Source organism: Clostridium boliviensis (assembly GCF_033342255.1).
Lineage (GTDB): Bacteria > Bacillota > Clostridia > Lachnospirales > Lachnospiraceae > Lacrimispora > Lacrimispora boliviensis.
The window spans coordinates 33,031-58,927 of sequence record NZ_JAWONS010000099.1; the positions used below are offsets into that span (position 1 = coordinate 33,031).

Annotated in this window: 20 protein-coding genes; 19 read left to right on the forward strand and 1 reads right to left on the reverse strand. The window is 41.5% G+C overall.

Annotation, left to right across the window (positions count from 1 at the left end):
- Positions 1 to 60: 60 nt before the first annotated feature.
- The 17 genes from RZO55_RS03850 to RZO55_RS03930 all read left to right on the forward strand — a co-directional run bounded on the left by RZO55_RS03850 (position 61) and on the right by RZO55_RS03930 (position 21,066).
- Positions 61 to 423 carry an ArsR/SmtB family transcription factor gene (locus tag RZO55_RS03850; protein ID WP_318062969.1) on the forward strand — a complete coding sequence of 121 codons (363 nt, stop codon included), beginning with the start codon at positions 61 to 63 and terminating at the stop codon, positions 421 to 423.
- Positions 424 to 610: 187 nt separating this feature from the next.
- Positions 611 to 1,453 carry a BglG family transcription antiterminator LicT gene (gene licT / locus RZO55_RS03855; RefSeq protein WP_318062970.1) on the forward strand — a complete coding sequence of 281 codons (843 nt, stop codon included), beginning with the start codon at positions 611 to 613 and terminating at the stop codon, positions 1,451 to 1,453.
- A 69-nt stretch (positions 1,454 to 1,522) separates the two neighbouring features.
- The gene (locus RZO55_RS03860; RefSeq protein ID WP_318062971.1) at positions 1,523 to 3,352 is read left to right on the forward strand and encodes a beta-glucoside-specific PTS transporter subunit IIABC; all 1,830 of its coding nucleotides are present in this window, start codon (positions 1,523 to 1,525) and stop codon (positions 3,350 to 3,352) included.
- A gap of 12 nt (positions 3,353 to 3,364) precedes the next feature.
- Entirely contained in the window at positions 3,365 to 4,816 is a 1,452-nt protein-coding gene (locus RZO55_RS03865; protein WP_318062972.1) for a glycoside hydrolase family 1 protein, read from the forward strand.
- 151 nt (positions 4,817 to 4,967) lie between these two features.
- Positions 4,968 to 5,249, forward strand: coding sequence for an autorepressor SdpR family transcription factor (locus RZO55_RS03870; protein WP_318062973.1), 282 nt, complete (start codon positions 4,968 to 4,970; stop codon positions 5,247 to 5,249).
- Complete coding sequence (locus tag RZO55_RS03875; protein ID WP_318062974.1) at positions 5,236 to 5,892, forward strand: SdpI family protein; 657 nt, start codon at positions 5,236 to 5,238, stop codon at positions 5,890 to 5,892. Before RZO55_RS03870 ends, RZO55_RS03875 begins: the two co-directional genes overlap by 14 nt.
- Positions 5,893 to 5,935: 43 nt before the next feature.
- Positions 5,936 to 6,610 carry a response regulator transcription factor gene (locus RZO55_RS03880; RefSeq protein ID WP_318062975.1) on the forward strand — a complete coding sequence of 225 codons (675 nt, stop codon included), beginning with the start codon at positions 5,936 to 5,938 and terminating at the stop codon, positions 6,608 to 6,610.
- Complete coding sequence (locus RZO55_RS03885; RefSeq protein ID WP_318062976.1) at positions 6,600 to 7,652, forward strand: sensor histidine kinase; 1,053 nt, start codon at positions 6,600 to 6,602, stop codon at positions 7,650 to 7,652. The genes RZO55_RS03880 and RZO55_RS03885 overlap by 11 nt, the downstream gene beginning before the upstream one ends.
- A 174-nt stretch (positions 7,653 to 7,826) precedes the next feature.
- Positions 7,827 to 8,897 (forward strand): efflux RND transporter periplasmic adaptor subunit, encoded by a 1,071-nt coding sequence (locus tag RZO55_RS03890; RefSeq protein WP_318062977.1) that lies wholly within the window; start codon positions 7,827 to 7,829, stop codon positions 8,895 to 8,897.
- 5 nt (positions 8,898 to 8,902) lie between these two features.
- A complete protein-coding gene (locus RZO55_RS03895; protein WP_318062978.1) occupies positions 8,903 to 11,935 on the forward strand; it encodes an efflux RND transporter permease subunit in 3,033 nt (1,010 codons plus the stop codon).
- 270 nt (positions 11,936 to 12,205) lie between these two features.
- On the forward strand, positions 12,206 to 13,837 hold the full coding sequence (gene hcp / locus RZO55_RS03900; protein WP_318062979.1) for a hydroxylamine reductase: 1,632 nt from the start codon (positions 12,206 to 12,208) through the stop codon (positions 13,835 to 13,837).
- A 325-nt stretch (positions 13,838 to 14,162) separates the two neighbouring features.
- Positions 14,163 to 15,428 (forward strand): phosphoglucose isomerase-related protein, encoded by a 1,266-nt coding sequence (locus RZO55_RS03905; protein ID WP_318062980.1) that lies wholly within the window; start codon positions 14,163 to 14,165, stop codon positions 15,426 to 15,428.
- Between the two features lie 73 nt (positions 15,429 to 15,501).
- A complete protein-coding gene (locus RZO55_RS03910; protein WP_318062981.1) occupies positions 15,502 to 17,142 on the forward strand; it encodes an ABC transporter substrate-binding protein in 1,641 nt (546 codons plus the stop codon).
- 97 nt (positions 17,143 to 17,239) lie between these two features.
- Positions 17,240 to 18,217: an ABC transporter permease gene (locus tag RZO55_RS03915; protein ID WP_318062982.1), complete on the forward strand. Its 978-nt coding sequence runs from the start codon at positions 17,240 to 17,242 to the stop codon at positions 18,215 to 18,217.
- Positions 18,210 to 19,079 (forward strand): ABC transporter permease, encoded by an 870-nt coding sequence (locus tag RZO55_RS03920; RefSeq protein WP_318062983.1) that lies wholly within the window; start codon positions 18,210 to 18,212, stop codon positions 19,077 to 19,079. Before RZO55_RS03915 ends, RZO55_RS03920 begins: the two co-directional genes overlap by 8 nt.
- 31 nt (positions 19,080 to 19,110) lie before the next feature.
- Entirely contained in the window at positions 19,111 to 20,103 is a 993-nt protein-coding gene (locus tag RZO55_RS03925; RefSeq protein ID WP_500683303.1) for an ABC transporter ATP-binding protein, read from the forward strand.
- Positions 20,104 to 21,066: an ABC transporter ATP-binding protein gene (locus RZO55_RS03930; protein ID WP_318062984.1), complete on the forward strand. Its 963-nt coding sequence runs from the start codon at positions 20,104 to 20,106 to the stop codon at positions 21,064 to 21,066.
- A gap of 60 nt (positions 21,067 to 21,126) precedes the next feature.
- Here the strand turns inward: RZO55_RS03930 and RZO55_RS03935 are convergent, their stop codons facing one another.
- Positions 21,127 to 21,615 (reverse strand): hypothetical protein, encoded by a 489-nt coding sequence (locus RZO55_RS03935; protein WP_318062985.1) that lies wholly within the window; start codon positions 21,613 to 21,615, stop codon positions 21,127 to 21,129.
- A gap of 125 nt (positions 21,616 to 21,740) precedes the next feature.
- Between RZO55_RS03935 and RZO55_RS03940 the strand changes: the two genes are divergently transcribed.
- Positions 21,741 to 24,176 (forward strand): glycoside hydrolase family 3 N-terminal domain-containing protein, encoded by a 2,436-nt coding sequence (locus RZO55_RS03940; RefSeq protein ID WP_318062986.1) that lies wholly within the window; start codon positions 21,741 to 21,743, stop codon positions 24,174 to 24,176.
- 77 nt (positions 24,177 to 24,253) lie between these two features.
- Positions 24,254 to 25,867, forward strand: coding sequence for a sulfatase family protein (locus RZO55_RS03945; RefSeq protein WP_318062987.1), 1,614 nt, complete (start codon positions 24,254 to 24,256; stop codon positions 25,865 to 25,867).
- Positions 25,868 to 25,897 lie beyond the last annotated feature (30 nt).

A 25,897-nucleotide genomic window follows, 5' to 3' on the forward strand; every position in this document is an offset into this window, starting at 1 on the left:
ATATCCGGGTATAATTAATTACTACAGTGAAACCAGAAGGGATACAGGGAATGATACGGTATGGGAGAATCAGTAAATAAATGCGATTGTCAGGCGGTTAATGAGGAATTGGCAGAAAAAGTGAAATCAGAGATGGAAGATAACAGCTGCTTTTCTCTTCTCTCTGCATTCTTTAAATTAATCAGTGATGATACCAGAATAAAAATTATGTATGCATTATCAAAAAGTGAATTATGTGTCAATGATCTGGCAGTTATTTTAAATATGACCAAATCTGCGATATCCCATCAATTAAAGCTGCTTAAAGCCTCGGGTCAGGTAAAGTCAAGAAAAGAGGGCAAATTTGTTTATTATTCTCTGGATGATGAACATGTTTTTGAAATTATGGAAAATGCTCTCATTCATGTAAAACACAAAAAATAATTTATATTGATTTAATATTTTTTTTGTATTATACTGTAGTCAAGTGGATGGTGATTGCGTTTGCAAGCTATACCTGTTTATTATGTAATTATGGCATTTCAGGTCATAATAACATAATAAACAGGTTTTTTTTCGCCAAAAACAGGAACTTGAGGGTCATTTATACCAGTGGACAGGGGTGAGAAACATGATAATTTATAAAATTTTTAATAACAATGCTGTAGTTATTAAAGATGAAAACGGGGTGGAGAAGGTTGTCATGGGCTGTGGCCTTGCGTTTAAAAAGAAGAATGGAGATGAACTTGATGAAAGCAGGATTGATAAGATTTTTGTTTTGTCCGACCCACTGATTAACAATCGGTTTCAGGAACTGGTTGCCAGCATACCAATTGATTATGTGGAGCTTGGAGAAGAGATTATTGAATATGCTTCAAAGGTTTTAGAGGTGGATTTAAACGATATCATTCATCTATCCTTAATTGATCATATTTATTCTGCAGTAAAACGGTTTCAGGAAGGGATCGGGATAAAAAATGCCATTCTCTGGGATATAAAGAAGTTTTATAAGAAAGAATTTGAGATTGGTTTAAAGGCTCTGGATATGATAGAAAAACGTTTTTCCATCCGTCTGCCGGAAGATGAAGCTGGTTTTATTGCAATTCATTTTGTGGAGGCCGTGACAAGAAAAGGGGCAGAGGAGATCCATCAGGTTGCTGAGCTGATCGCTGAGATCACAAGTATTGTTTCCTATAATTTCCACTTGTTTTTTAACGAAGACTCATTGTATTATTACCGTTTTATCACTCATCTGAAATTTTTCGCCCAGAGAATGTTAGAAGGAAAAACCTATCTTGATGATGAGCAGGATGATCTTCTTATAATCATTAAGAAAAAATATGTGAATGCTTTTGAGTGTGCGGAAAAGATCTGTGAGTTTCTTAAAAAGAAATATAACTACCAGGTATCCAATGATGAAAAGCTGTATTTAACGCTTCATATTGAACGAGTTGTTTATAAGACTGTTTTATGACAAGATGGTTACATTAGGTTGGCTAAACTTTCATATTTCAAATAAAAAAGAAAGATGGAGGATTTAACAATGGGAAAATATGACCTGTTGGCAAAAGACATTATCAAAAAAGTCGGCGGCAAGGACAACATTTTAAGCCTTGTACACTGTGTAACCCGTCTGCGCTTTCAATTAAAGGATGAAAGTCTTGCAGATGATGAGGCGCTTAAGCAGACAGAAGGTATCATAACAGTTATGCGCAGTTCCGGGCAGTATCAGGTAGTTATCGGAAACCATGTTCCACAGGTATTTGCTGATGTGTGCAGAATTGCAAATATCTCATCAGAGAAAGAAGGGGGACAAAAGAAGATGAGTTTCAGGGAAAAATCACTGGATCTTATCTCCGGGATTATGATGCCGGCAATCGGCATCCTCTGTGCCTGCGGTATGTTAAAGGGACTTAACTCCATTCTTTCGTACCTGGGACTTTATTCTAATGAAGACGGAATTTATATTCTGCTCAATGCAATCGGAGATTCTATTTTTTATTTCTTCCCGGTTGTTATCGGTTACAACACCGCAAAGAAAATAGAGATGAATCCGTTCCTGGGTCTGATTATAGGAGCAGCACTGTGTTATCCGACCATTAATGGAGTGGATGTACCTCTGTTTGGTCATGTAATTAATGCAACTTATACGTCCACATTGCTTCCTGTTATTTTAATCGTAGCCATAGCAAAACCTTTGGAGAAATTTTTCAACCGGGTAATACCCGATATGGTGAAAACCTTTATCACGCCAATGCTGGTGCTGTTAATATCCGTTCCCCTTGGCTACGTGGTAATTGGACCTCTTGCCAATATGCTGTCTAATGGCATTTCCCAGGCAGTATTATCTGTATACAAGATAAGCCCTATAGCAGCCGGATTTTTAGTAGGTGGATTCTGGCAGGTAATGATTGTATTTGGTGTTCATATTGTCCTGGTTGTGTTGTGCATTACAAATATTATATCAGGGACTCCGGATCCGATTCTGGCATTTACCACTTTTGTTACTTTTACAACTACTGGTATGGTTTTAGCCATGTGGCTGAAAACAAAGGATAAGAGTTTAAAGCAGATCGCTCTTCCTGCATGGATTTCAGGCTTTTTCGGCGTAACAGAGCCGGCTATTTACGGAATTTTACTTCCAAGGATGAAGCACTTCGTTATTTCCTGTCTCTGCGGAGCTGTCGCTGGTGCGGCAACAGCAGCTTTAGGATTAAAGTATCACACAATGGCTGGTATGGGACTGTTTGAGATCCCGGCACTTCTTGATCCGGCCCAGCCGGGAGTTAGTCTGGTGAGAGCAGTGATTGCTGCAGGTATCTCGCTGGTGATTGGTTTTGTCGTTTCCTTTATAACTTTTAAAGATGAAGAGCCTTCTCAGACCAAAGGGGAGGAAATTGTTTCTGAAAAATGTAAAAAAGAAGTCATCGCTTCACCGTTGTCCGGCAAGGTTAAACCCCTTAGTCAGATCAATGATTCTGCATTTTCCAATGAAACTCTTGGAAAAGGAATTGCAGTTACACCTTCAGAAGGAAAAGTAACAGCGCCGTTTAACGGCACGGTTATGATGCTGTTTCCCACAAAGCATGCCATAGGGTTTATGTCTGATCAGGGCTGTGAAGTGATCATTCACATAGGGATGGACACGGTTCGTTTAGACGGTAAATATTTTGAAGCACATGTAAAAGAAGGAGACAAGGTTAAAAAAGGAGATCTTCTTATTACTTTTGATATAGATGCAATTGAAAAAGAAGGATATTCTCTTGATACCCCGGTTATCGTGACCAATACCAATGATTATATGGATATTATCGCAATGATGGAAAGCGGTTCAACCGTTCATTGCGGTGATGACTTAATCACCATATTATAACAGACAGGAGGAATGAAATTGTTTCCAGATAATTTTTTATGGGGCGGCGCTGTTGCAGCCAACCAGTGTGAGGGAGCCTGGAAAGCTGATGGGAAAAAAGAAAGCATCTGTGATCATTTAACGGCAGGATCCCTTAATAAAAACAGAGTTTTTACTTCCGGAATTATTGAGGGGGAGAGTTATCCCAGCCATACCGCAGTTGATTTCTACCACTGCTACAAAGAAGATATTGCATTATTTGCAGAAATGGGGTTTAAGGTATTCCGCCTGTCTATCGCCTGGAGCAGAATTTTTCCCCATGGAGATGATGAAATTCCCAATGAGGAAGGATTACAATTCTATGACCGGGTTTTTGACGAATGCCGCAGATATGGAATTGAACCAATGGTGACACTGAGCCATTTTGAGATACCGTATCATCTGGTGAAAGCCTATAAAGGATTTTCCGACCGGAGGGTGACTGGCTTTTTTGAACGCTATGTAAGGTGCGTGATGGAACGGTATAAGGATAAAGTTAAGTACTGGCTGACTTTTAACGAGATTAATTTTGCTACCATGCCCATGGGGAATCTTGAAGTACTTGGCATCATTAACAGGGAAGACGATGAGGTGGCAAATCCGTTAGATGACAGAAATCTCCGTTTTCAGGCGCTGCATCACGTATTCCTTGCCAGTGCAAGAGCAGTGGCTGCCGCAAAGGAGATCAACCCGGAATTTAAAGTGGGCTGCATGCTTGCCCATATCACCATGTATCCTTTGACTTCCAGACCGGAAGATATGCTTCTTATGCAGGAGCTTGACCATTTAATCAATGATTTCTGCGCCGATGTTCAGATCAAAGGGAGTTACCCCGGTTATGTACTGCGTTATCTGGAGAAAAACCAGATTGATCTGACTGTTGAGCCAGAGGATGAGGCTGTGTTACGAAATGGCTGCGTTGACTTTTACTCGTTTTCATATTATATGAGTAATTGTGTGACAACTGAGGAAGGTCATGCCACTACACTTGGTAATCTGCTGGGTGGAGTGAAAAATCCCTACTTGGAGACAAGCCAGTGGGGCTGGCAGATTGATCCGAAAGGTCTAAGGTATACGCTCAATAAGATTCAGGACCGTTACGGGATTCCGATTTTTATAGTTGAGAACGGACTTGGTGCGGTGGATGAGCCGGATGATAACGGCTGTATCCATGACGATTACAGGATTAACTATTTAAGACAACACATAACTGAAATGGAAAGGGCCATTGAAGACAAGGTGGATCTCATAGGATATACAGTCTGGTCGGCTCTTGATATCGTAAGTTCGGGTACAGGAGAAATGAAAAAACGGTATGGCTTTATCTATGTGGATAAAGATGACCAGGGTAATGGGACAATGAAGCGGGTCAGAAAAAAATCATTCTACTGGTACAAAAAAGTAATCCAAACCAATGGGGGAGATTTAACTGATATAGAAATTTAAGAACAGGGCTATGCTGGAGGTGTTTTGCTTTCAGCATGGCCCTATTTGTAATAAAATGCCAGAAAGTTTAAGCACAGATACTCTTGACAGAAATTCATGGAGGGAGTAAAATCTATTTAGAAAAACATCTAAATAGATAAGGAGGAGAAAATTGGGATTCCCAGATACGTTTAAGGCTCTCTCAGATCCAGTCAGGCGGGAAATCCTGCTGATGCTGAGAAGCGGCCGTTTATCTGCCGGACAGATTGCAGATAAATTTGATATGACAAATGCCACAATATCATACCACCTGGCACAGTTAAAGAAGGCAGACCTGGTATTTGAATCAAAGCATAAAAATTTTGTTTATTATGAACTTAATACATCTGTTTTTGAGGAGCTTATGCTATGGTTTTCTCAATTTAAGGGAAAGGAAGATAATGATGAAGAATAAACGAACAATTATTTTAACCTCAGTTTTGTGTATGCTGCCGGAGATTCTCTCTTTAATCCTCTATAAGAGACTGCCGGAGCAAATCGCGGTACACTGGAACAGCGCAGGTGAGATTGACGGATATCTCCCAAAAGCCATGGCTGCATTTGGTATGCCTTTTGTATTCCTGCTGATAAATTTATTTACAAATATCAGTCTGCTCTATGATCCCAGACGGGAGGGACAGCCGAAGGCACTCCGCGCGATCGTTAACTGGCTGATTCCTCTTACTTCCCTGATTCTGATACCTGCCACCCTGTTTATGTCAATTGGTATTAAAATTCCAATAACCTCATTAACATTCTCCATTGTAGGCATCGTGTTTATCGTAATAGGAAATTACTTACCTAAAAGTAAAAGAAATTATATGATGGGAGTGAGAATACCATGGACCTTTCATGATTCCGATAACTGGAATAAAACAAACCGGATAGCCGGTCATATGATGGTGGCCGGAGGTTTCGTGATCTTAGTAAGCGGATATTTACAAGTGAATGCTGTTTTACATGGAGTTTCCCTTATTTTTATCATAACGGTTTTAATTGTTGTTATTCCATTTTTTTATTCCTTCTTCCTATATAAAAAAGAGAGGGATAAAAAATAGGGAGATAAAGAAACTTTTTATAAATCAAATTTGGAGGTGTTATATGGCAACAATTCTGGTTGTTGAAGATGATAAACATACAAGACTGTTAACCTGCGCCAGATTGAAACCGTATTATACAGTGACAGAGGCGGAAAATGGGGAAGAAGCGTTGAAACTCCTGGACCAGATGCATATTGATCTTATTATTGCAGATATACAAATGCCTGTCATGAATGGTTATGATATGGTAAAGGAAATGCGGGAATCAGGCATTCAAATACCGGTTATTATGTTGACGGCCATGCATACGTTTGATGACAAAAGAACTGGATTTGCTTCCGGTACCGATGATTATATGATAAAGCCGATTGATTATGAGGAGCTTCTATGGCGTATAAAAGCACTTTTAAGAAGGGCAAATATAGTCAGTCAAAGAAAAATTATAATAGGAGATATTACTCTTGATTCAGCCGCTTATACTGTAAGAAAAGAAGGAACAATTACTGAGCTGGCCAAGAAGGAATTTGATCTTCTTTTTAAATTACTTTCCTATCCTGGTATGATTTTTACGAAATCCCAGCTTCTTGATGAAATATGGGGGTATGATACCAATAGCGACGAAACAACGATAAAGACCCATATAAACAGGTTGAGGAACAAATTTGCAGACTGTACGGAGTTTGAGATTATTACAATCAGGGGTCTGGGGTATAAAGCGGAGATCTATGAAAAATAGTTACAGGAAAGAGAGGCAGATAAAAATTACAGGAAAATTTAATAAGAAAAGGTCACTTGCAATTCATTGGGCTGTGTGGTTTTATATTTTAATACTGATTAGTTCTGTCATGGCTTTCGGACTTATTGCGTATCTGGAATTGGATATGAATGGGAATGATGCGATTTACATGCTTGCCATGATGCCTTGCATGGGTATTATTGCAGGAGCAGCCTTACTTAAAATAATAAGTGTTCTGAAACTTCGGATGAAAAAAATTATGGCTGGAATTACCAGTGTGACGGAAGGTGACCTGGATGTTGAATTAGATTTAAATAATTCCGGTGAATATAAAGAAATGTACGAGAATTTTAACCGTATGGTACGGGAGTTGAAGAATACAAAAAGTGAAATGAAGAATTTCATGAATGATTTCTCCCATGAATTTAAAACCCCCATAACTTCCATTCATGGTTTCGCGGAACTGTTATTAGAAGAAAATATAAATGAAGAGGATAGAAAACAATATCTACAGATTATTTTGGAAGAATCCCAGCGGCTGGCATCACTTTCTCAAAATACACTGCTACTTTCAAAGCTGGATGCACAGGAGATTTTGACGGATAAAAAGAAATTTGAATTAGATGAGCAGATTAAAAAATGTGCAATTTTATTATTCCGGCAAATAGAAAAGAAACAAATCAAATTAAATATGGAGCTGGCACCCGTAACATATTATGGAAGCGCAGAATTACTGCATCAGGTATGGATGAATCTCATTAGTAATGCGATTAAATTTACTCCCACTGGCGGGGAGATTACTATTAAATTAATTTCTACCGGAAATCAGATCACCATTCAGATATCGGATACAGGAATCGGTATGAATGAAGAAACTACCAGGCTTATATTTAATAAATACTATCAGGAAGATTCTTCTCATGCTACCGCAGGGTTTGGACTTGGACTTTCTATCGTTAAGCGTGTTGTAGATTTGTGCAAGGGGGAAATCATTGTAACCAGTGTTCCCGGAAAAGGAAGCACATTCACAGTTGTATTATAAATTAAAATAATAACAAATAAAAGGAAAGAGGCTTTACATTGATGTCAAATCGTGTAAATACCTCTTTTTTGCTGTTTTTAATTTAGTTTACGTTTAGTTTACAAAAGCTGATTACAATGTCAGGTATCGATATAAAACAGGATCATATAAAAATCAATTTTTAAGGAGCAGAAAATGAAAAAGAAAGTACTATTACCTGGAGTAATCGCAGTGATATTGATTGCTGTGATATTCGTTCGGATTAATGGAATGAAGGTTCCAGTCAAGACAGATACTCTGCCTGTTGTGGAAACCGTTAATCCGGAGGTTGACACAATTGAGTTGTACACCAGTCTGATTGGAACTATAGTACCTGAGACTGTAGTCAGAATCTCCCCTGAAGCATCAGGAACAGTTACCCAGGTAGCTGCAAAAGCAGGCGATATGGTGCAGCAGGGACAGCTTCTGTGTGTAATTGATACAAACAAAGTACAGAATGCAAAGAATACCATGGACAATGCAAAAGTTACTTATAAAGAAGCTCATGATACCCTGGGTCGTATGTCAGTGCTTTATCAAAGCGGTGCTGTCTCGGAACAGGATTATCAGGGATACGTAAATTCAGCAAAAAAGTCGGAGATTGCATATAAACAGGCGAAGGAGGAGTACGAAAACCAGGTTTCTTACAGTAATATAAAGTCTCCCATCAGTGGAACGATAGAAAGCTGCAGTATTGAACAATTTGATAAGGTTTCCACCAGCGATCAGATCTTTGTCATATCCGGAGAGGGCAATAAAATCATCTCTACAAGCCTGACAGAGAAATTGCAACGCTCGGTAAAGCCTGGTGATCTAGTTATTGTTGAGGAAGACAGAAACAATCTACAGGGAACTATTTCAGAAATAAGCGGTATGGCAGATGATAAGACCGGTTTGTTTAATATTAAAATACAGCTTGCAGACGCAAACGAATTATCTGCCGGAACCAGTGTCAAGTTGTCTTTGTGCTCTGAGAGGGCAGACCAGGTGATTACAGTACCCGTAGATTCCGTTTACTATGAGAACAGTAAACCATATGTGTATACTTATGACAACGGTACTGTACATAAAATTTTTGTCGAAGCTGGTATCTACGATTCAAGCCGCATGGAGGTAAAGGAAGGAATACAGAAAAATATGGATGTCATTACCACCTGGAGTCCTGAGCTTTATGAAGGAGCAAAAGCGTTGATAATGAATTCAGGAGAAGAAATAAAAGGAGAATAAAAGGCATGAATCAATTAACAAAAATCGTCTTAAGACGGCCGGTTACCGTTATTATGTGTCTTCTATGTCTGGTGGTATTTGGTGCTTCTTCTGTACTCAGCTCCAGGCAGGAACTGACCCCGGAGATGAGTATGCCCATGCTTATGGTCGTGACCCCATACCCCGGAGCACAGCCAAAGGATGTAGATGAATTAATCAGTAAAAAGATTGAAAACTCAGTTGGTGCACTCAGCGGCATAAAAAAAGTAACTTCAAAATCTTCAGAAAACCGTTCAACTGTAACTTTGCAGTATGAATACGGAACAGATTTGGATAAGGCCTATGATGATCTGAAAAAGAAAATTGACGAAGTATCATCAGATCTTCCGGGAGAAGCGAAAACACCAATTGTAATGGAACTGGATACTGGATCTTCTGCAGATATAAAACTGGTAGTAACAGAGGCAGAAAATACAAATCAGTATGATTATGTAAAACAGGAAATTGTACCTGAGTTTGAAAAATTATCCAATGTAGCCGAAGTTTCTGTAGCTGGAGGCAGTGGAGATTACATTAAAGTAGAACTGAGCCTGGAAAAGATGCAGCAGTATAAGTTAACTATGTCCTCCATAGCAAATGACATCTCTGCATCTGATGTAAAGATGCCTGGCGGAACAATTGAAGTGGGAAGAAAAAAAGCATCAATATCCTCAAGACTGAAGTTTGATACAGAGGATTCCCTGCAGAATATACCGCTGACGGTATCTGGTAATAATATTGTTTATCTTGGAGATATAGCGGATATCTATGAAACAGGTGATAAAGAAGGAAGCATTGCTCATTATAATGGGGAGAGTACTGTCTCTCTTTCCATCAGCAAGCAGCAAAGCTCCACTGCGGCAGAGCTTTCAAAAGAAGTAAATAAGTCGATTAAAGCACTTGAAACAGCAAAGCCTGGATTAGACATTCAGATTGTCAATGACAGCTCAAAGGATATTATGGCTTCTTTGATATCTATCGCAGAAATCGTTATTCTCGCTATAGTAATTTCTATGTTAGTTATCTGGCTTTTCTTTGGTGATTTAAAGGCGTCCTTCATTGTGGGAAGTTCTATACCTGTATCCATATTAACTGCGCTTATTATGATGAAATTTATGGATTTTTCGTTGAATATGCTGACTTTGGCAGCTTTGTCCATGGGTGTCGGAATGATGGTAGATAACTCGATTGTGGTGATGGAAAGCTGTTTCAGAGTAACTGCTCAGGATAAAAGAAATTTCATCGATTATTTTCAGGATGCCTTAAAGGGTACTGGAATTGTTTCTGCTTCTGTTTTAGGATCTACCTTGACTACCTGTGTGGTATTTCTACCCCTTGCTTTCTTAAACGGTATGGCAGGACAGATGTTTAAGCCTCTGGGATTCACCATCGTATTCTGTATGGGTGCTTCCTTAATATCAGCAATCACGGTGGTACCTTTATGCTATTTGATGTATAAGCCGGAAGAGACCTCAGCAATATTAGCAGCTCCGATTCAAAAGCTTCAAAATGGATATAGAAAAGTAATGCATCATATTCTTCCTAAGAAAAAGACGGTCATGGCTGTATCAATCCTTCTTCTTGTAATTTCTTTTCTTATGGCAGGGCAGCTTAATGTAAGCCTGATCACAGCAGATGATCAGGGGCAGATTGCAATAACAGTGGATATGGCTCCCGGACTTAAGACAAAAGATGCAGACGAATTACTGAAAAAAGTAGAAGACTCGTTTTCTGATTATTCGGAAATGGAATCTTATATAACCAGTTATGGAGGCAGCGGTGTCAGTGCAGGAACTTCCTCATCAATAATTGTATATCTGAAAGAAAACAGAAAGATACCTACCAGTCAGGCGGTGGATATTTTTAAACAAAAGCTCAGTCTGGTAACGGATTGCAAAATAACTGTGAAAGAAAATTCCTATGCCAATATGATTAGCTCTTCCGATTCTTACCAATTGATTCTGAAAAGTACAGACTATAATCAGTTAAAGAACACATCAGGTGAGATTGTATCAGAATTAATGGAAAGACCTGAACTTACCCGGGTTCATTCTACTCTTGAAAACGCGGCCCCAGTTGTGGAAGTTGCGGTGGATTCGATTAAGGCGAAAGCAAAGGGAATCACCCCTTCCTCCATTGGTCATAGTGTTTACCAGGCTATTAATGGGGTGACTGCAAAAACGATAGAAGTAGACAGTGATGACGTGGATGTAAAAGTTCAATATCCAGAAGATGAATTTAAGTCAGTTGATCAGATACGGAATATGACCTTATCCCTTCCCAATGGCGGTTTTGCTGCTGTAAATGATGTAGCAGACATAAGCTTTCAGGACAGTCCGGCAAGTATCACCAGAGAAGATAAAGAATATATGGTAACAATCAGCGCAGATTATACTTCATCAGCAAGTAAAAATACAAAAACCATTATTAATAAAGAGATTGTCACACCAAATTTGACCCCCCTCGTAAGCTTAGGTACCAGTTCCATTGATGATCAGACAACTGAGGAACTTACCTCTCTTTTATCTGCAATTATGCTGGCAGTCTTTCTGGTATTTGTAGTAATGGCAGCTCAGTTTGAATCACCAAGATTTTCTTTTATGGTCATGACAACCATTCCGTTCAGTTTAATTGGTGCCTTTGGATTGATGTTTTTTACAGGAAGTGATTTGAGTATGGTTGCAATGCTTGGATTTTTAATGTTAATCGGTACTGTTGTTAACAGCGGTATTCTTTATGTGGATACGGTTAATCAGTATAAAGGCAGTATGTCTCAGGAGGATGCAATGATTGAAGCTGGAGCAACCAGACTTAGGCCGATTTTGATGACCACCTTAACCACTGTACTTTCTATGATCCCAATGGCGCTTGCATTAGGACATTCCGGTAAAATGATGCAGGGTCTTGCGGTTGTCAATATTGGTGGACTGACTGCTTCCACAGTTTTAAGCCTTCTTATGCTTCCGGTATATTACAATCTTATGAGTAAAAAAGAAAAAAGAAGAGAAAAAATCAAATAAGCAAATAAGATGGCCCGGTATTAAATGCCTGGGCCGGAAGTCCGGAGTTTGCAAGGACACAAGAAGAATGGTCTATTCAAAGTGCTGGCAGCTTTGTCCATCCGTGTTAAAAATCAAAAAAATAAAATAGATGTTGTTGTGTTGTAATAACAACAGACATAAATCAGATTCAATGATATTCTTAATGAGCAACAGGGCAGTAACACAATATTAAAACGCGCACAAACTCCCAATGGGGTGTGTATAAATTTACTTTAGGAGGTAAGGAATATGAGCATGTTTTGCTATCAGTGTCAGGAGACAGCTAAGAACACAGGATGTACAGTGAAAGGGGTATGCGGCAAGACGGAAGAGGTTGCTAAACTACAGGATCTGCTTATCTATGCGGTGAAAGGTATTTCAGAAGTAGTGGTAAAGACAGGAACAAATGCGGCTGATATCGCTGAAATTAATCATGAGGTAGTAAAGAGCCTTTTTATTACTATCACCAATGCAAACTTCGACGCAGCAGCAATTGAAGCACAGATTTTAAAAGTACTTGGCTTAAGAGATGAGCTGGCATCAAAGAAAGGTTACACAGGCAGCAACGATGCAGCCGTTTTCCACGTGACGACCAGAGAGTCAATGCTTGATAAGGCAGCTGCAGTAGGCGTACTTGCCACAGAAAACGAGGATGTACGTTCCTTAAGAGAGCTGATTATCTATGGCATAAAAGGTATGGCTGCTTATGTAGAACACGCAATTAATCTGGGAAAAGAAAACACCGACATTTATGGATTTATGTATAAAGGGCTGGCAGCAACTCTTGATAACACCCTTTCTGCAGATGATCTGGTTGCTTTAACATTACAGACAGGAGAAGTTGGTGTTACAGCCATGGCTCTTCTTGATGAAGCCAATACTTCCCGTTACGGTAATCCAGAGATCACTTCCGTTAATATTGGTGTCAGAAAGAATCCTGCAATCTTAATTTCCGGTCATGATTTAGCAGATATGGAACAGCTTTTAGAGCAGACTGCCGGAACAGGCGTAGATGTTTATACTCACGGCGAGATGCTTCCAGCTCATTACTATCCAGCATTCAAGAAGTATGATCATTTCGCAGGAAACTACGGAAATGCATGGTGGAAACAGTTAGAAGAGTTTGAATCCTTCCACGGTCCGGTTCTTTTCACAACCAACTGTATCGTTCCTCCAAGAACTCCTGAGGCAGCAGCTAAAATCTTTACCACAGGCGCTACCGGGTTCCCAGGATGCACACATATTGAAGCAGATGAAAACGGAAAGAAAGATTTTTCCTCTATCATCGAGCTTGCAAAGACACTTCCCAGTCCGGAAGAGATTGAAACTGGTTCTATCGTAGGTGGATTCGCACATAATCAGGTGTTTGCACTGGCTGACCAGGTAGTTGATGCTGTAAAATCCGGCGCCATCAAGAAATTCTTTGTAATGGCAGGCTGTGACGGCAGAGCGAAATCAAGAAACTACTATACAGAATTTGCGCAGAAGCTTCCAAAGGATACCGTAATCCTGACAGCAGGCTGTGCAAAATATAAATACAATAAGCTGAATCTGGGCGATATCGGCGGTATTCCGAGAGTCCTTGATGCAGGTCAGTGTAACGATTCCTATTCTCTTGCAGTAATTGCAATGAAGTTAAAGGAAATCTTCGGACTGGCTGATATCAATGAGCTTCCAATCGCTTATAACATTGCCTGGTATGAGCAGAAAGCCGTTATCGTGCTTCTTGCACTTCTTCATCTTGGCGTAAAGAACATTCACTTAGGACCGACATTACCAGGATTTTTATCTCCTAATGTTGCAAAGGTGCTTGTAGATACCTTCGGTATTGCAGGAATCGGAGAAGTGGATGATGATATTGAATTATTTATGAATGCATAATTAAAAATATCTAAAAAAGACCATCGGACCTGTTGCTTTTAGCAGCATTCCGATGGTCTTTTTTATTGATTTAAGCACTGTTTCAGTTATATTCCATATTTTACCAGACTGACAAAGTTAACTAGAAGAGGTAGTGAATCGAAATTATTTCATAGAAGGTTATAGAATAAAATATGTCGAATAAAAAAGTTTGTTGTAAAAATGCACAAAAAAAATAATTAATTTTTATGAATATTCACATCTTGAATAAAACGCTGAAGTAAAGTAAGATATGTATAAATTAAATTAATTAATTAATTGATTTTGCATTTATCAGAGGTGAAGTATGAAAGAAATAAGTATGGAATTAATCGACGGTTCCTCATGGCTTACGACGGAGGAAATCACAGGCAAGATGGAGGAATACGCCCCTTACCTTGATGAAGTAAAGTATGGGGAAAAGCAGTATGAAGATAACCTTGGCTGGCTCAATGTAGATGAGTGGGCAGGTGAAAAGTGGATCACTTACTATCAGGAATTAGCAGCTGATGTACGAAAGAATGCAGATGTGTTCGTAGTCATCGGTATCGGCGGATCAAATCAGGCGGCACGTGCAGTGGTAGATGCGATTGGAGAGACCGGTCCGGTTACAATTAAATGGGCAGGCAACAGTATTTCTGCAAACAGCATTCGTAATGTATTGCAGGAATTAGAAGGAAGAAGTGTTTACATAAATTTAATCGCTAAAAATTTTGAAACGCTGGAACCAGGCATTGGATTTCGTGCTCTTCGCAGTTTTATGAAAAAAGAATACGGGGATGAATATGCAAAGCGTGTGATCTGTACCGGCACGGCAGGAAGTCATCTGGAGAAGCTTTGCAAGGTGAACGGGTTTCACTTTCTTCCGTTTCCCCTTAATATCGGAGGACGGTTTACAGCTCTTTCCCCGGTAGGACTATTCCCTATGGCTGTGGCTGGAATTAATATTGGTGCAATAGCAGCAGGAGCAAAGTGTATGCGGCAGAAGCTGCTTGAGGAAAGCGCTTCTGAAAGTATGGCATTAAAATATGCAGTTATAAGAAATATGCTGTATCAGAAGGGATTTGGCATGGAGATGCTTTCCTATTTCGAGCCTCGCTACTTCCGTTTCGCAAAGTGGTGGATGCAGCTGTTCGGCGAGAGTGAAGGAAAAGACAATAAAGGGTTATATCCTTTGTTTGGCAATTTTTCTGAGGATCTGCATTCGGTCGGTCAGTTTTTACAGGATGGATCAAATATTATTTTTGAGACCTTTTTAGATATTCAGAATACGGGTGCGTCTTATGTTCTGCACAATGATCATGTGGATGATCTCTTTGATTATTTAGATGGCAAGGATTTTGATGAAATTAACAGGGCAGCATTTGAGGCGACAATAACAGCACACAGTAAAAAGTTTCCCTGTGTGAAACTAAGTGTTCCGGCTGTTGACGAGGAGACGTTTGGCCAGTTGTTTTATTTCTACGAGTTTGTCTGTTATTTATCGGCAAAGATTCTGGGGGTTAACCCGTTTGACCAGCCAGGGGTGGAGGCATATAAAGAGCATATGTTTCAGAGACTGGGAAAGAACTGACAGAGGTATCTTTTTAATAACAGGTGTAAAAAACACTTGATATAATAAGGCATCAGAGAAGGAGGAATTTTTTATGAAAAAAGGTTTTAAGAAGTTTTGCTCGATTGCCCTGGTTGCAGCAATGGCAGCCTCTACACTGGCAGGCTGCGGGGGATCTAAGTCAGAAACGGCTGAAAGCAGTGCAAGCAGCGGTGCAGCATCCGAAAGTACAACGGCAGGCAGCGGTGATACACAGGCAGCAGCCACAGGTGGCGATGGTGTATTGGATATCGGTTATTCATCACTGGTGGAAAGTTTAACCCCATTCCGGGGCAATACCTTAAGAAATGCTCCATTTATGACCCAGCTTTATGAATCCCTGGCAGTTGTAAATGAGATCCGGGAAATGGAGCCGCTGGTAGCAAAATCATGGAAAACGGATGATGACGGGTTTACTTATAATATTGAAATCTGGGACAGAGTAAGTGATTCTGCAGGAAATAAAATTGATGCATCTGATATTGTGTGGTTTATGCAGGAATCCATGAAACGGGCATTAAAACCTGTATTTGCAAAGGTTGAGAGTGTGGAACAGACTGGCGACTATACATTGACAGTTAAGATGAAGTCCAATATCGTAGGTACCTTTGAATCTCTTTTAAGAGATACATACGCCATATCCAAAAAAGCTTTTGAATCAAGTCCTGATGAATTCGGTGCATCACTGGTTTCCACATCACCTTACATGATCACAGAATATACGGCAAATTCAATCCTGACTTTAGAAAGCAGAAGCGACTATTGGCAGGATGAAGCCAATATGCCAAAGTGTGTGCGTCCAAATGTTAAGAAACTGAGCTATCACTGTATTACAGAATCTTCCCAGATGGCAATTGCACTGGAAACCGGTATTGTGGATATGGTAATTGCCTTAGATCCGTCTTCTGCCAAACAGTTCGTTGACAACAAAGATTATACGGTTGAACTGGCAGATGGTTCTCAGGGATATCAGATCTTCTTCTCAGGTGCAGATAATAGTGAGGTTGCAGACAATGTGAAACTTCGTCAGGCAATCTGCTATAGTATTGATGAAAATGGTATGATTACAGGTCTTCTTCAGGGTTACGGTACACCGATGTACGATGTATGCCCGCCTATGTTTAACGGATTTAATCAGAAGTGGCTGGAAGAAGATTACTATAATTATAATGTTGAAAAGGCAAAACAGCTGGTTGCGGAATCCGGTTATAATGGTGAAACAATTACCGTTCTTGGAACCAGCAATACAATGACACAGAGAATGGCGCAGATGCTGCAGAGCTATATGATGGCAATCGGCATCAAGGTCGAATTAAAACTTGTTGATATGGCTTTATACACTTCTATCCGTCTTGATGGTACACAGTATGACATCGTAATTAATACAATCGGCGGAACATTCTTAAGTGATCACTGGTCAATCAGGTATGATCCGGCGGCTTATAAGACCGGCGACGCAACAAGCCGCCATGACAATACTCTGGCACAACTTTTATATAAGACCTGGACACCAAGCGGTTATACAGAAGAGAACATTGATGCAGTTCATAATTATTTAAAAGATAGTGCCATTGCTTATGGAATGTTTAATCCTCAGACAATTTGTGTAATTAGAAAAGATACAGGTCTGGAAAAAGAAGTGCTTGAGTATCAGGGGTATATTGCTCCGGCATCCAGTACCTTCAATAATTATTAAAAATATCAGAAGCAAAACAGTGTTATACTAATTCTAAGCTGAGGTGCGCAGAGCACGTTAGGGCTGCGCACCAGTCAGCTTCAATGGAGAATAATATATGCTAAAATATGTATTGAAACGATTAATCTGGATGATACCGATTGTTCTGGGAGTTGCAATTCTTGTTTTCATTATGATGACCTTTTGCCCAGGAAAGCCGGAGGAGATCATTCTTGGTCCTTCGGCGACGGAGACAGAGCTTGCTGCAAAACGCCTGGAACTGGGACTGGAGGATCCACTTGTGCTTCGTCTCGGCCGGTATATGAGTGATGTTTTTATCCATTTTGACCTGGGTAAATCCTGGCTGACCAATGTGGATATAACCAGTTCTATTAAGGAACGCCTTCCCAGAACATTGATGCTGACCGTTACTACCTTATTAATATCCGTTGGTATTGGAATTCCATTGGGTGTAATAGCCGCAATTAAGCAAAATAAATGGCAGGACTCCTTATGTATGGTGCTTGCCCTGGTTGGTGTGGCAATTCCTAATTTCTGGCTTGCATTGCTGTTGGTTATACAGTTTTCTGTAAAACTCAACTGGTTACCTGCCCTGGGAATCGGAACAGGGCTTGCCGGAATTAAATTTTACATTCTGCCTGCTATTTCCGGAAGTACCGGTGGTCTTGCAAGCTGTGCGAGACAAACCCGGTCTGCCATGTTAGATGTAATCCGCGCCGATTATATTACAACTGCCCGTTCAAAAGGTGTGCCGGAACGGGACGTTATCATGAAACATGCCTTAAAAAACAGTTTAATTCCGATTATAACTGTTATGGGAACGATGTTTGGCCATTTTCTTGGAGGAGCAATGATTATTGAAACTATTTTCGCAATTCCAGGTATGGGTACCTATATTATCGGTGCTGTAAACAGCCGTGATTATCCCATTGTGCAGGGCGGTTCCATTTTCCTTGCAATCACATTCAGCTTCTGTATGCTTATTGTAGATTTACTTTATGCACTGGTAGATCCGAGAATCAAAGCACAGTATGCGTCAGGCAGGAAGAAAAGGAAGGTGAAAGCAAATGCCTAAGACAACCGGACATGCTAAAAAACAGGGCGGATTTGCTGCTGTCATGAAGCAGATGAGTAAGAATAAAGCAGCAATGCTTGGTCTTTTAATCCTTTCAACTGAAATCATCCTGGCAATTCTGGCACCTTATATTATACCTTATGATTATTCTTTTATGGACATGGCAAATATGTTTGCCAAACCATCATTATCCCATCTGTTTGGCTGTGATGATATGGGAAGAGATATATTCAGCCGTGTACTATATGGTGCCAGGTTTTCCATTTCCATCGGTATCATAGCTGTTTCCATGGGTTCCGTAATTGGCTGTACCATTGGTGCAATCGCCGGATTTTTCGGGGGCCAGGTGGATAATATTGTCATGCGCTTATTAGATATCATTCAGGCAATTCCAGGAATGCTTCTTATGATCGTTATTTCTGCTGTACTGGGACCTGGTTATTTTAATACAATTATCGCATTATCCATAGGAAGTATTTCCGGTATGGCAAGAATGCTGCGTGCCCAGATGCTTAAGGAGAGGGAAAACGAGTATATTGAGGCAGCCCAGTCCATTAACTGCAGCAAATTCCGGATCATTACAAGCCATTTGCTTCCAAACTGTATTTCCCCCATGATAGTATCTGCTACAATGGGAGTGGCGCAGACCATAACGGTTGCGGCTGGTTTAAGCTTTATCGGTCTGGGGGTTCAGCCTCCTATTCCTGAATGGGGTGCCATGTTATCCGGAGCCCGCCAGTTTATTCGTGAGGCTCCTCATCTGGTTTATTTCCCTGGGCTTGCGATTGCAGTGACAGTACTTGCATTGAATTTACTGGGAGACGGCTTAAGAGATGCTCTGGATCCCAAATTGAAGAATTAAGGAAGGAGGAACAGCTGTGCGTCAGAAAGAAATCAATACAGATATGCCGTTCCTTTCTATAAAGGACTTAAAGGTGGAATATAAATCGGATGGACAGATTGTACATGCCGTAAATGACGTAAGCCTCCAACTGGAGCGCGGAAAAACCCTGGGGCTGGTTGGTGAGACCGGTGCAGGTAAAACCACGATAGCAAAATCCATCCTGAGGATTTTACCTGATGTTGGAAGCCATATCGCCAATGGCGAGATTTACCTGGAAGGGGAGAACCTTTTGAAGCTGTCGGAAAATGATATGAGAAAGATCCGCGGCAATAAGGTTTCCATGATATTTCAGGACCCCATGACAGCGTTAAACCCGGTTTTGCGTGTGGGGGATCAGATTGCAGAGGTAGTGAGTCTGCATAGTGACAACAACAATCATGCAGAACATGAAAAAAGAGCAAAGGAAATGCTTGAAATTGTAGGTATTCCTGCAGAACGTTATTATGCATATCCCCACCAGTTTTCCGGTGGTATGAAGCAAAGAGTTGTTATTGCCATTGCACTGGCATGCAATCCCGACCTTCTGCTGGCAGATGAACCGACAACCGCTCTCGATGTGACGATTCAGGCTCAGGTACTTGATTTAATTGCAGAGCTAAGAAACAAATATAATACAGCCATGCTGTTAATTACACACGACATGGGCGTTGTTGCACAGGTGTGTGATACAGTAGCAGTCATATATGCAGGAAGCATCATTGAATATGGAACGAAAGAACAGATTTTCAGACACCCCTCTCATCCATATACAATTGGCCTGTTTGGGGCAATCCCTGATATGAATGAGGAGGAAGAGTGGCTGCACCCAATTGACGGGCTTCCGCCTGATCCAACCAATCTGCCTCAGGGCTGCTCCTTTTCTCCCCGGTGTAAATATGCAACCGATGCATGCCGGAAGGAAACAATCAGCATGTTCAAGACTCAGGATGGACACGACTGCCGCTGCTGCCGTATTGAAGCCGTTATGAAGGGGGAGGATTAAATGAATCCGGTTATTGAAGTAAAGAATTTAAAAAAATATTTTACTACCCCTCGCGGTATGCTGCATGCCGTCGATGATGTTACATTTACCATTGAAAAAGGGCGTACACTTGGTGTTGTAGGAGAGTCGGGATGCGGAAAATCCACCCTTGGAAGAACGATTATTCACCTTCATGAAAGTACGGAAGGACAGATCTTTTTAAATGGAACGGATGTTACCAATTTAAAGGGGAAAGATTTACGGCACGCCCGTGAAAAAATGCAGATTATTTTCCAGGATCCTTATTCCTCTCTTGATCCCCGAAAAACAATAGACAGTACCATTCGGGAACCCTTAATCGTATCAAGGCGTTTTTCAAAAAGCCAGATTGAACAAAAGACTCAGGAACTAATGGATCTGGTTGGTATAGATGAACGATTAAGGAAGGCATATCCTCATGAACTTGACGGCGGGCGCAGGCAGAGAGTTGGAATTGCCCGTGCACTGGCATTAGAGCCTGAGTTTGTGGTATGTGATGAGCCGGTATCTGCGCTTGATGTTTCAATACAGGCACAGGTTCTCAACCTTTTAAAGAAGCTTCAGAAGGAAAAGGGACTGACCTATATGTTTGTTACCCACGACATGTCCGTGGTTCGACACATCTCCGACGATATTTGTGTCATGTATTTGGGACAGGTAGTTGAAAAATGCCCGTCTAAGGAACTGTTTCAGAAACCGCTGCATCCTTATACAAGAGCATTGCTTTCCGCAATTCCTTCTACAGATATTGATAAACCCAATAAGCGTGAGATCTTGCGCGGTGAAATCACATCGCCGGTTAATCCAAAACCAGGATGCCGCTTTGCCGCCCGTTGTCCTTATGCGAAAGAGGAGTGCTCCATGCAGCAGAAGCAGCAGGAGGTGTCCCCGGGGCATTTTGTGACATGCTGCCGTCTGAATGAAATTAATTCCATGTATAATTAAGGAAGAAGACTCCAAAAACGCCAATGCAGAATCCGTGTTTTTGGAGTCTTTACAGCAGGGTCACAAGTGTATATCGCCTGCATTATAGGTCTGGATCTTATTGCTGAAACGCATTTGAATCTGATCTAAGCGCTGTTTAGAATAAGTGAGGAAAATCATGTTTTTTGGCGGCCAGTTAAGCATCATATTAAATCGCTCTTCATCTGTAAAAGCAATATCAGAAATGTAGATATAGAGTGATCCGGTATTTTTGGAATCTTTCCTGGCAAATAGCTTCGTTCCTGCTACGCCTACTTCTGCAATTTCATCCCAGGTGAAGGACTTAAGCGTTTTCCAGGGGAGAGATAAGCGGATGCCAGTCTGGTCCACTGAAACGAAAGCTGCGTAGGTGAGCATTGGTTTTATAAAGATAAGTCCGATCAGGAAAAAGACTGCAGCTGATCCAAAACGGTGAATGATGATCAGACTGATAACAATCGTGAGAGAAAACAGTGCGGTGGTGATGCTGACTGCCGCCTTAAAAGTATCGACAAGGTATGTTTTTTTCATGTGGTAATATTCCTCTCTTAAATTAAACAATTTAAATAATTAATCCTATTATAACCAATGAACTGTATTGTGTCAATTTGCTAAAATCAAGAATAAAATTTTTGAAAAATATGGAGGTATTTGATATGGAGTTATACAAGGATCCACATCAACCGATCGGGGCAAGGGTGGAGGATCTTCTTTCCAGAATGACTCTCGAAGAGAAGGTTGCCCAGTTATGCGGTGATTTACCGGCTTCATTTATAGAAGATGGAAAAGTAAATACAAAGCTGTTAAAAGAAAAATTTCCTGATGGTCATGGGCGTTTCACCCAGTATTCCATCGTCGGTCTGGTAAGCCCTGAGCAGATCGCCAGGATCAGCAATCAGGTACAGCATTATTTTGTTGAAGAAACCAGACTTGGTATTCCTGTTGCATTGCAGGCAGAAAATCTTTGCGGTTATCCTGCAGCAGGCGGCACTCTTTTCCCGGCAATGATCAACATGGGCTGCACCTGGGAGCCGGAGCTTGCCAGGAAGATGAGTGAGATTATCGGTCAGGAGAGCCGCAGCGTTGGAATCACCTCTGCCATGAGCCCGGTAATTGATGTAGTACAGGATCCCAGATGGGGGAGAACCTATGAGACGTTCGGAGAAGATCCATATCTGGTCAGCCAGTTTGGCATTCACTACGTAAAGGGAATGCAGGAACAGGGCGTCAGCTGTATCGCAAAGCATTTCTTAGGATATTCGTCCACACAGGGCGGGTTAAATACATCGGCATGCCGTATGGGAAAACGGGAACTGTATGAAATATTTGCAACGCCATTTGAAGCGGCGGACAAGCTGGCAGGACTGGATGCCATGATGGCAAACTATGGAGAAATTGATGGACTGCCGGTAATTGTCAACAAGGATATTATTGAAAATCTGCTGCGTAAAACCATGGGCTTTGACGGAGTTTTAACATCAGATGGCGCGGCTGTGTTAAAAACCCACCAATACTTTAAGGTTGCAAAAACCTATGAAGAAGCTGGATATCTGGCGAAAAAAGCCGGTACTGATACGGAGATTCCGGTAGGAGCTGCTTTCCGTCAGCTGCCCAGGTATGTTCGTTCAGGAGAACTCAGTGAAGAATGCATCGATGCTTCTGTGCGCCGCGTACTGACAGTAAAATTCAAACATGGCCTTTTTGAGAATCCTTATTGTGAGGAAGAGAAGGTTACGATAGCTTTAAGCAATGATTCAAAAAATAAATTAAATGAAGAAATTGCAGCAAAATCAATGGTACTTTTAAAGAATGACGGTGTACTCCCCCTGAAAAAAGGAACAAAAGTGGCGCTCATAGGCCCTCATGCTGATTCACTGAGATATCCGGTGAGCGGTTATACTTACCCGGCTTATGTAGAAATGATGAAAGCTGGTGCCAGCGGACAGGCAACCGGTTTCAACGGTCTGGCTGATGAGCAGGAAAAAGCACAGAGCAGTGAAAAGAAATATAAAGGGCCGTTTGCGGTCATGTTTGATATGTTCTCAAAGGAAGAGCAGGATTCCATGAATGATATGGAAACAGCTCTGCGCAGAACAGGAACACGCAGTTTAAAAGAGGTTCTTACAGAGCGTTTCTTAGTATCCTATGCACAGGGCTGCAGTATTACTGGCAAAGAGACAGATGGTTTCGACAAAGCAGTGCAGGCAGCGAAAGAGTCAGATGTGATCGTGATGGCATGCGGCGGAAATTCCGGCTGGGTCAATGTAACCGGAGGTGAGGGAAAAGACCGCCAGTTCCTTGATCTGCCAGGCGTTCAGCAGGAGCTTCTTAATGCAGTTGCAGCGACAGGAAAACCGGTTGTACTTGTACTCTATGGACCAGGCGTATTTGCGGTTAACTGGGCACAGGAAAACTGTGGAGCGATTCTGCAGGCATTTATGCCCGGACCATTCGCCGGAAAAGTTATTACCGATGTGTTAGACGGAACATTAAATCCAGGAGGAAAGATGACAATGACTGTGCCGAGAACAGCCGGACAGATCCCGATTTATTACAATCATCGCATCGGATCCGGTTATAACAGCGGAGGTGATATCTCTGCCTCCTCAATTTTCACAGGGGGATATGTGGATGGACCTGCTGATCCTCTGTATTGCTTTGGACATGGTCTCAGCTACACTACGTTTGAGCTTTCTGAAATGAAAGTATCTGCCTGCGAAATTCCGACTGACGGAAAGCTGGAAATCAGCTGTAAAATAAAAAATACCGGTGCTGTGTCTGGTGATGAGGTGGTACAGTTATATACCAGCTTTACTGAGGCACATGTTACCCGTCCTAACAGACAGCTGTCCGGTTTCCTGCGGGTTTCTCTGAAACCAGGGGAGGAGAAACAGGTTGTATACCATCTGGATCTGGCACAGCTTGGATATTATAACGAAAGCATGGAATTTGTGGTTGAACCGGGAACCATGCACATTATGCTGGGCACAAGTTCTGCAAATCTCCCGTTAAACAGCAGTGTAGCGCTGACTGGAAAACCGGTTGATGTTATGGGCAGACGTTCTTACGTATGTGAGACAGAACTGCGGTAGTTTTAAAGTGTGGAGGTCAGCTGAAACTATGGCTGGCCTCTTAAATGTACGTTTGTCACTGTGCAGAAAGGAAGAATATGGTTAAAAAACCTCATATTATTATCTTTAATCCGGATGAAATGCGCTCTGACTGCCTTGCGCATCTGGGTCAGAATAAAGCTGCCCAAACTCCTTTTTTAGATGAATTTGCCCGGTCAGAAGGTGTATCGTTTCGCAATGCTTTCTGTCAGAATACGGTGTGCGTTCCCAGCCGCTGCAGCTTTTTTACCGGTCTCTACCCCCATGTCAACGGCCATCGAACTATGCAGCATCTGCTGCGAAGCCATGAGCCGAGCCTGTTCTCTGAATTAAAGGATGCAGGTTATTATGTCTGGATGAACACACGGAATGATTTGATTGCCGGACAGATACCAGGCCTTTTGGAAGTCCACGCAACAGAGATCTATTACGGGGAGAAATGTCCCAAAGCACCAGGACCTGAAAAGAAAGATTTTCGCGGAAAAATGGGGGATAAAAACTATTATTCTCATTACGAAGGCCGGCTGCTGCTGGACGAGAACGGAACTCATTATTCGGATGACGATGGAGTTGTTGATGCGGCGATTGACCGGATATTTCATCGGGTGAATGACCAGCCGCTTTGCATGTTTCTTGGATTAATGTATCCGCATACGCCTTATGCAGTGGAAGAACCTTACTTTTCAGCAATTGACAGAAGCATGCTGCCAAAACGTGCTGTTGCCGGAAAGGATAAGCCAGAGATGGAGTCAGCCCTAAAAAATCTGATGGCTATGGACTCCTATACGGAAAAGGACTGGGATGAGCTGCGTGCCTGTTACTTAGGGATGTGTATGAAGGTAGATGAACAGTTCAGAAGATTATGTGATGCGCTTAAGGAAGCGGGAATCTATGACGATTGCGCTATCTTTTTCCTGAGTGATCACGGTGATTATTCCGGTGACTTTGACTTGCCGGAAAAATCCCAGAATACGTTTGAAGATTGTCTGACCAAGGTTCCGCTGCTTATAAAACCGCCTATGGGCGAACCTGTTGATGCAGGAATTTCTGAATCTCTGGTAGAACTGGTGGATTTTTATGCCACTGTAATGGATTATGCTGACGTAGCCCCAGACCATGATCACTTTGGAATGTCCCTCAGACCTGTTCTTGAGAATCGGAGCAGCCAGCTGCGAAAATATGTTTTTTGTGAAGGCGGCAGAATGCCGTGGGAGATACAGGCTGATGAGTACCACCCGGCAGCCGGCAGTTCCGGTGTAATTCCAAAAACCAGTATGTACTGGCCCCGGCAGACAGCACAGCTTCATGCAGATGCCCACTGTAAAGGGACTATGATACGGGATTATTTTTATAAATATGTTCACCGGTCAAACGGGAAACATGAGTTTTATGATCTTCGGTCTGATCCTTTTGAGGAGAATAATGTGTATGGGGATTCTGAGCACGAAGCAAAAACAGAGGAACTTAAGTTCCGCCTTCTGGACTGGTATCAGCAGACCTGCGATGTTGTCCCAAGGGATTATGACAGACGTATGAGTGACCGGATGATGTGGGCGAAGATAAAGCAGGATTGTCCGTCCCATCTGGAAGAAAAGGTCTTTGAAATGATCCGGGATGGAAAGGGGATGGCCTATATCAGAGGTCAGCTGGCAGAAATGCAGACAGATAAATAAGACGGGTAATGGGGTATCAATTGATACCCC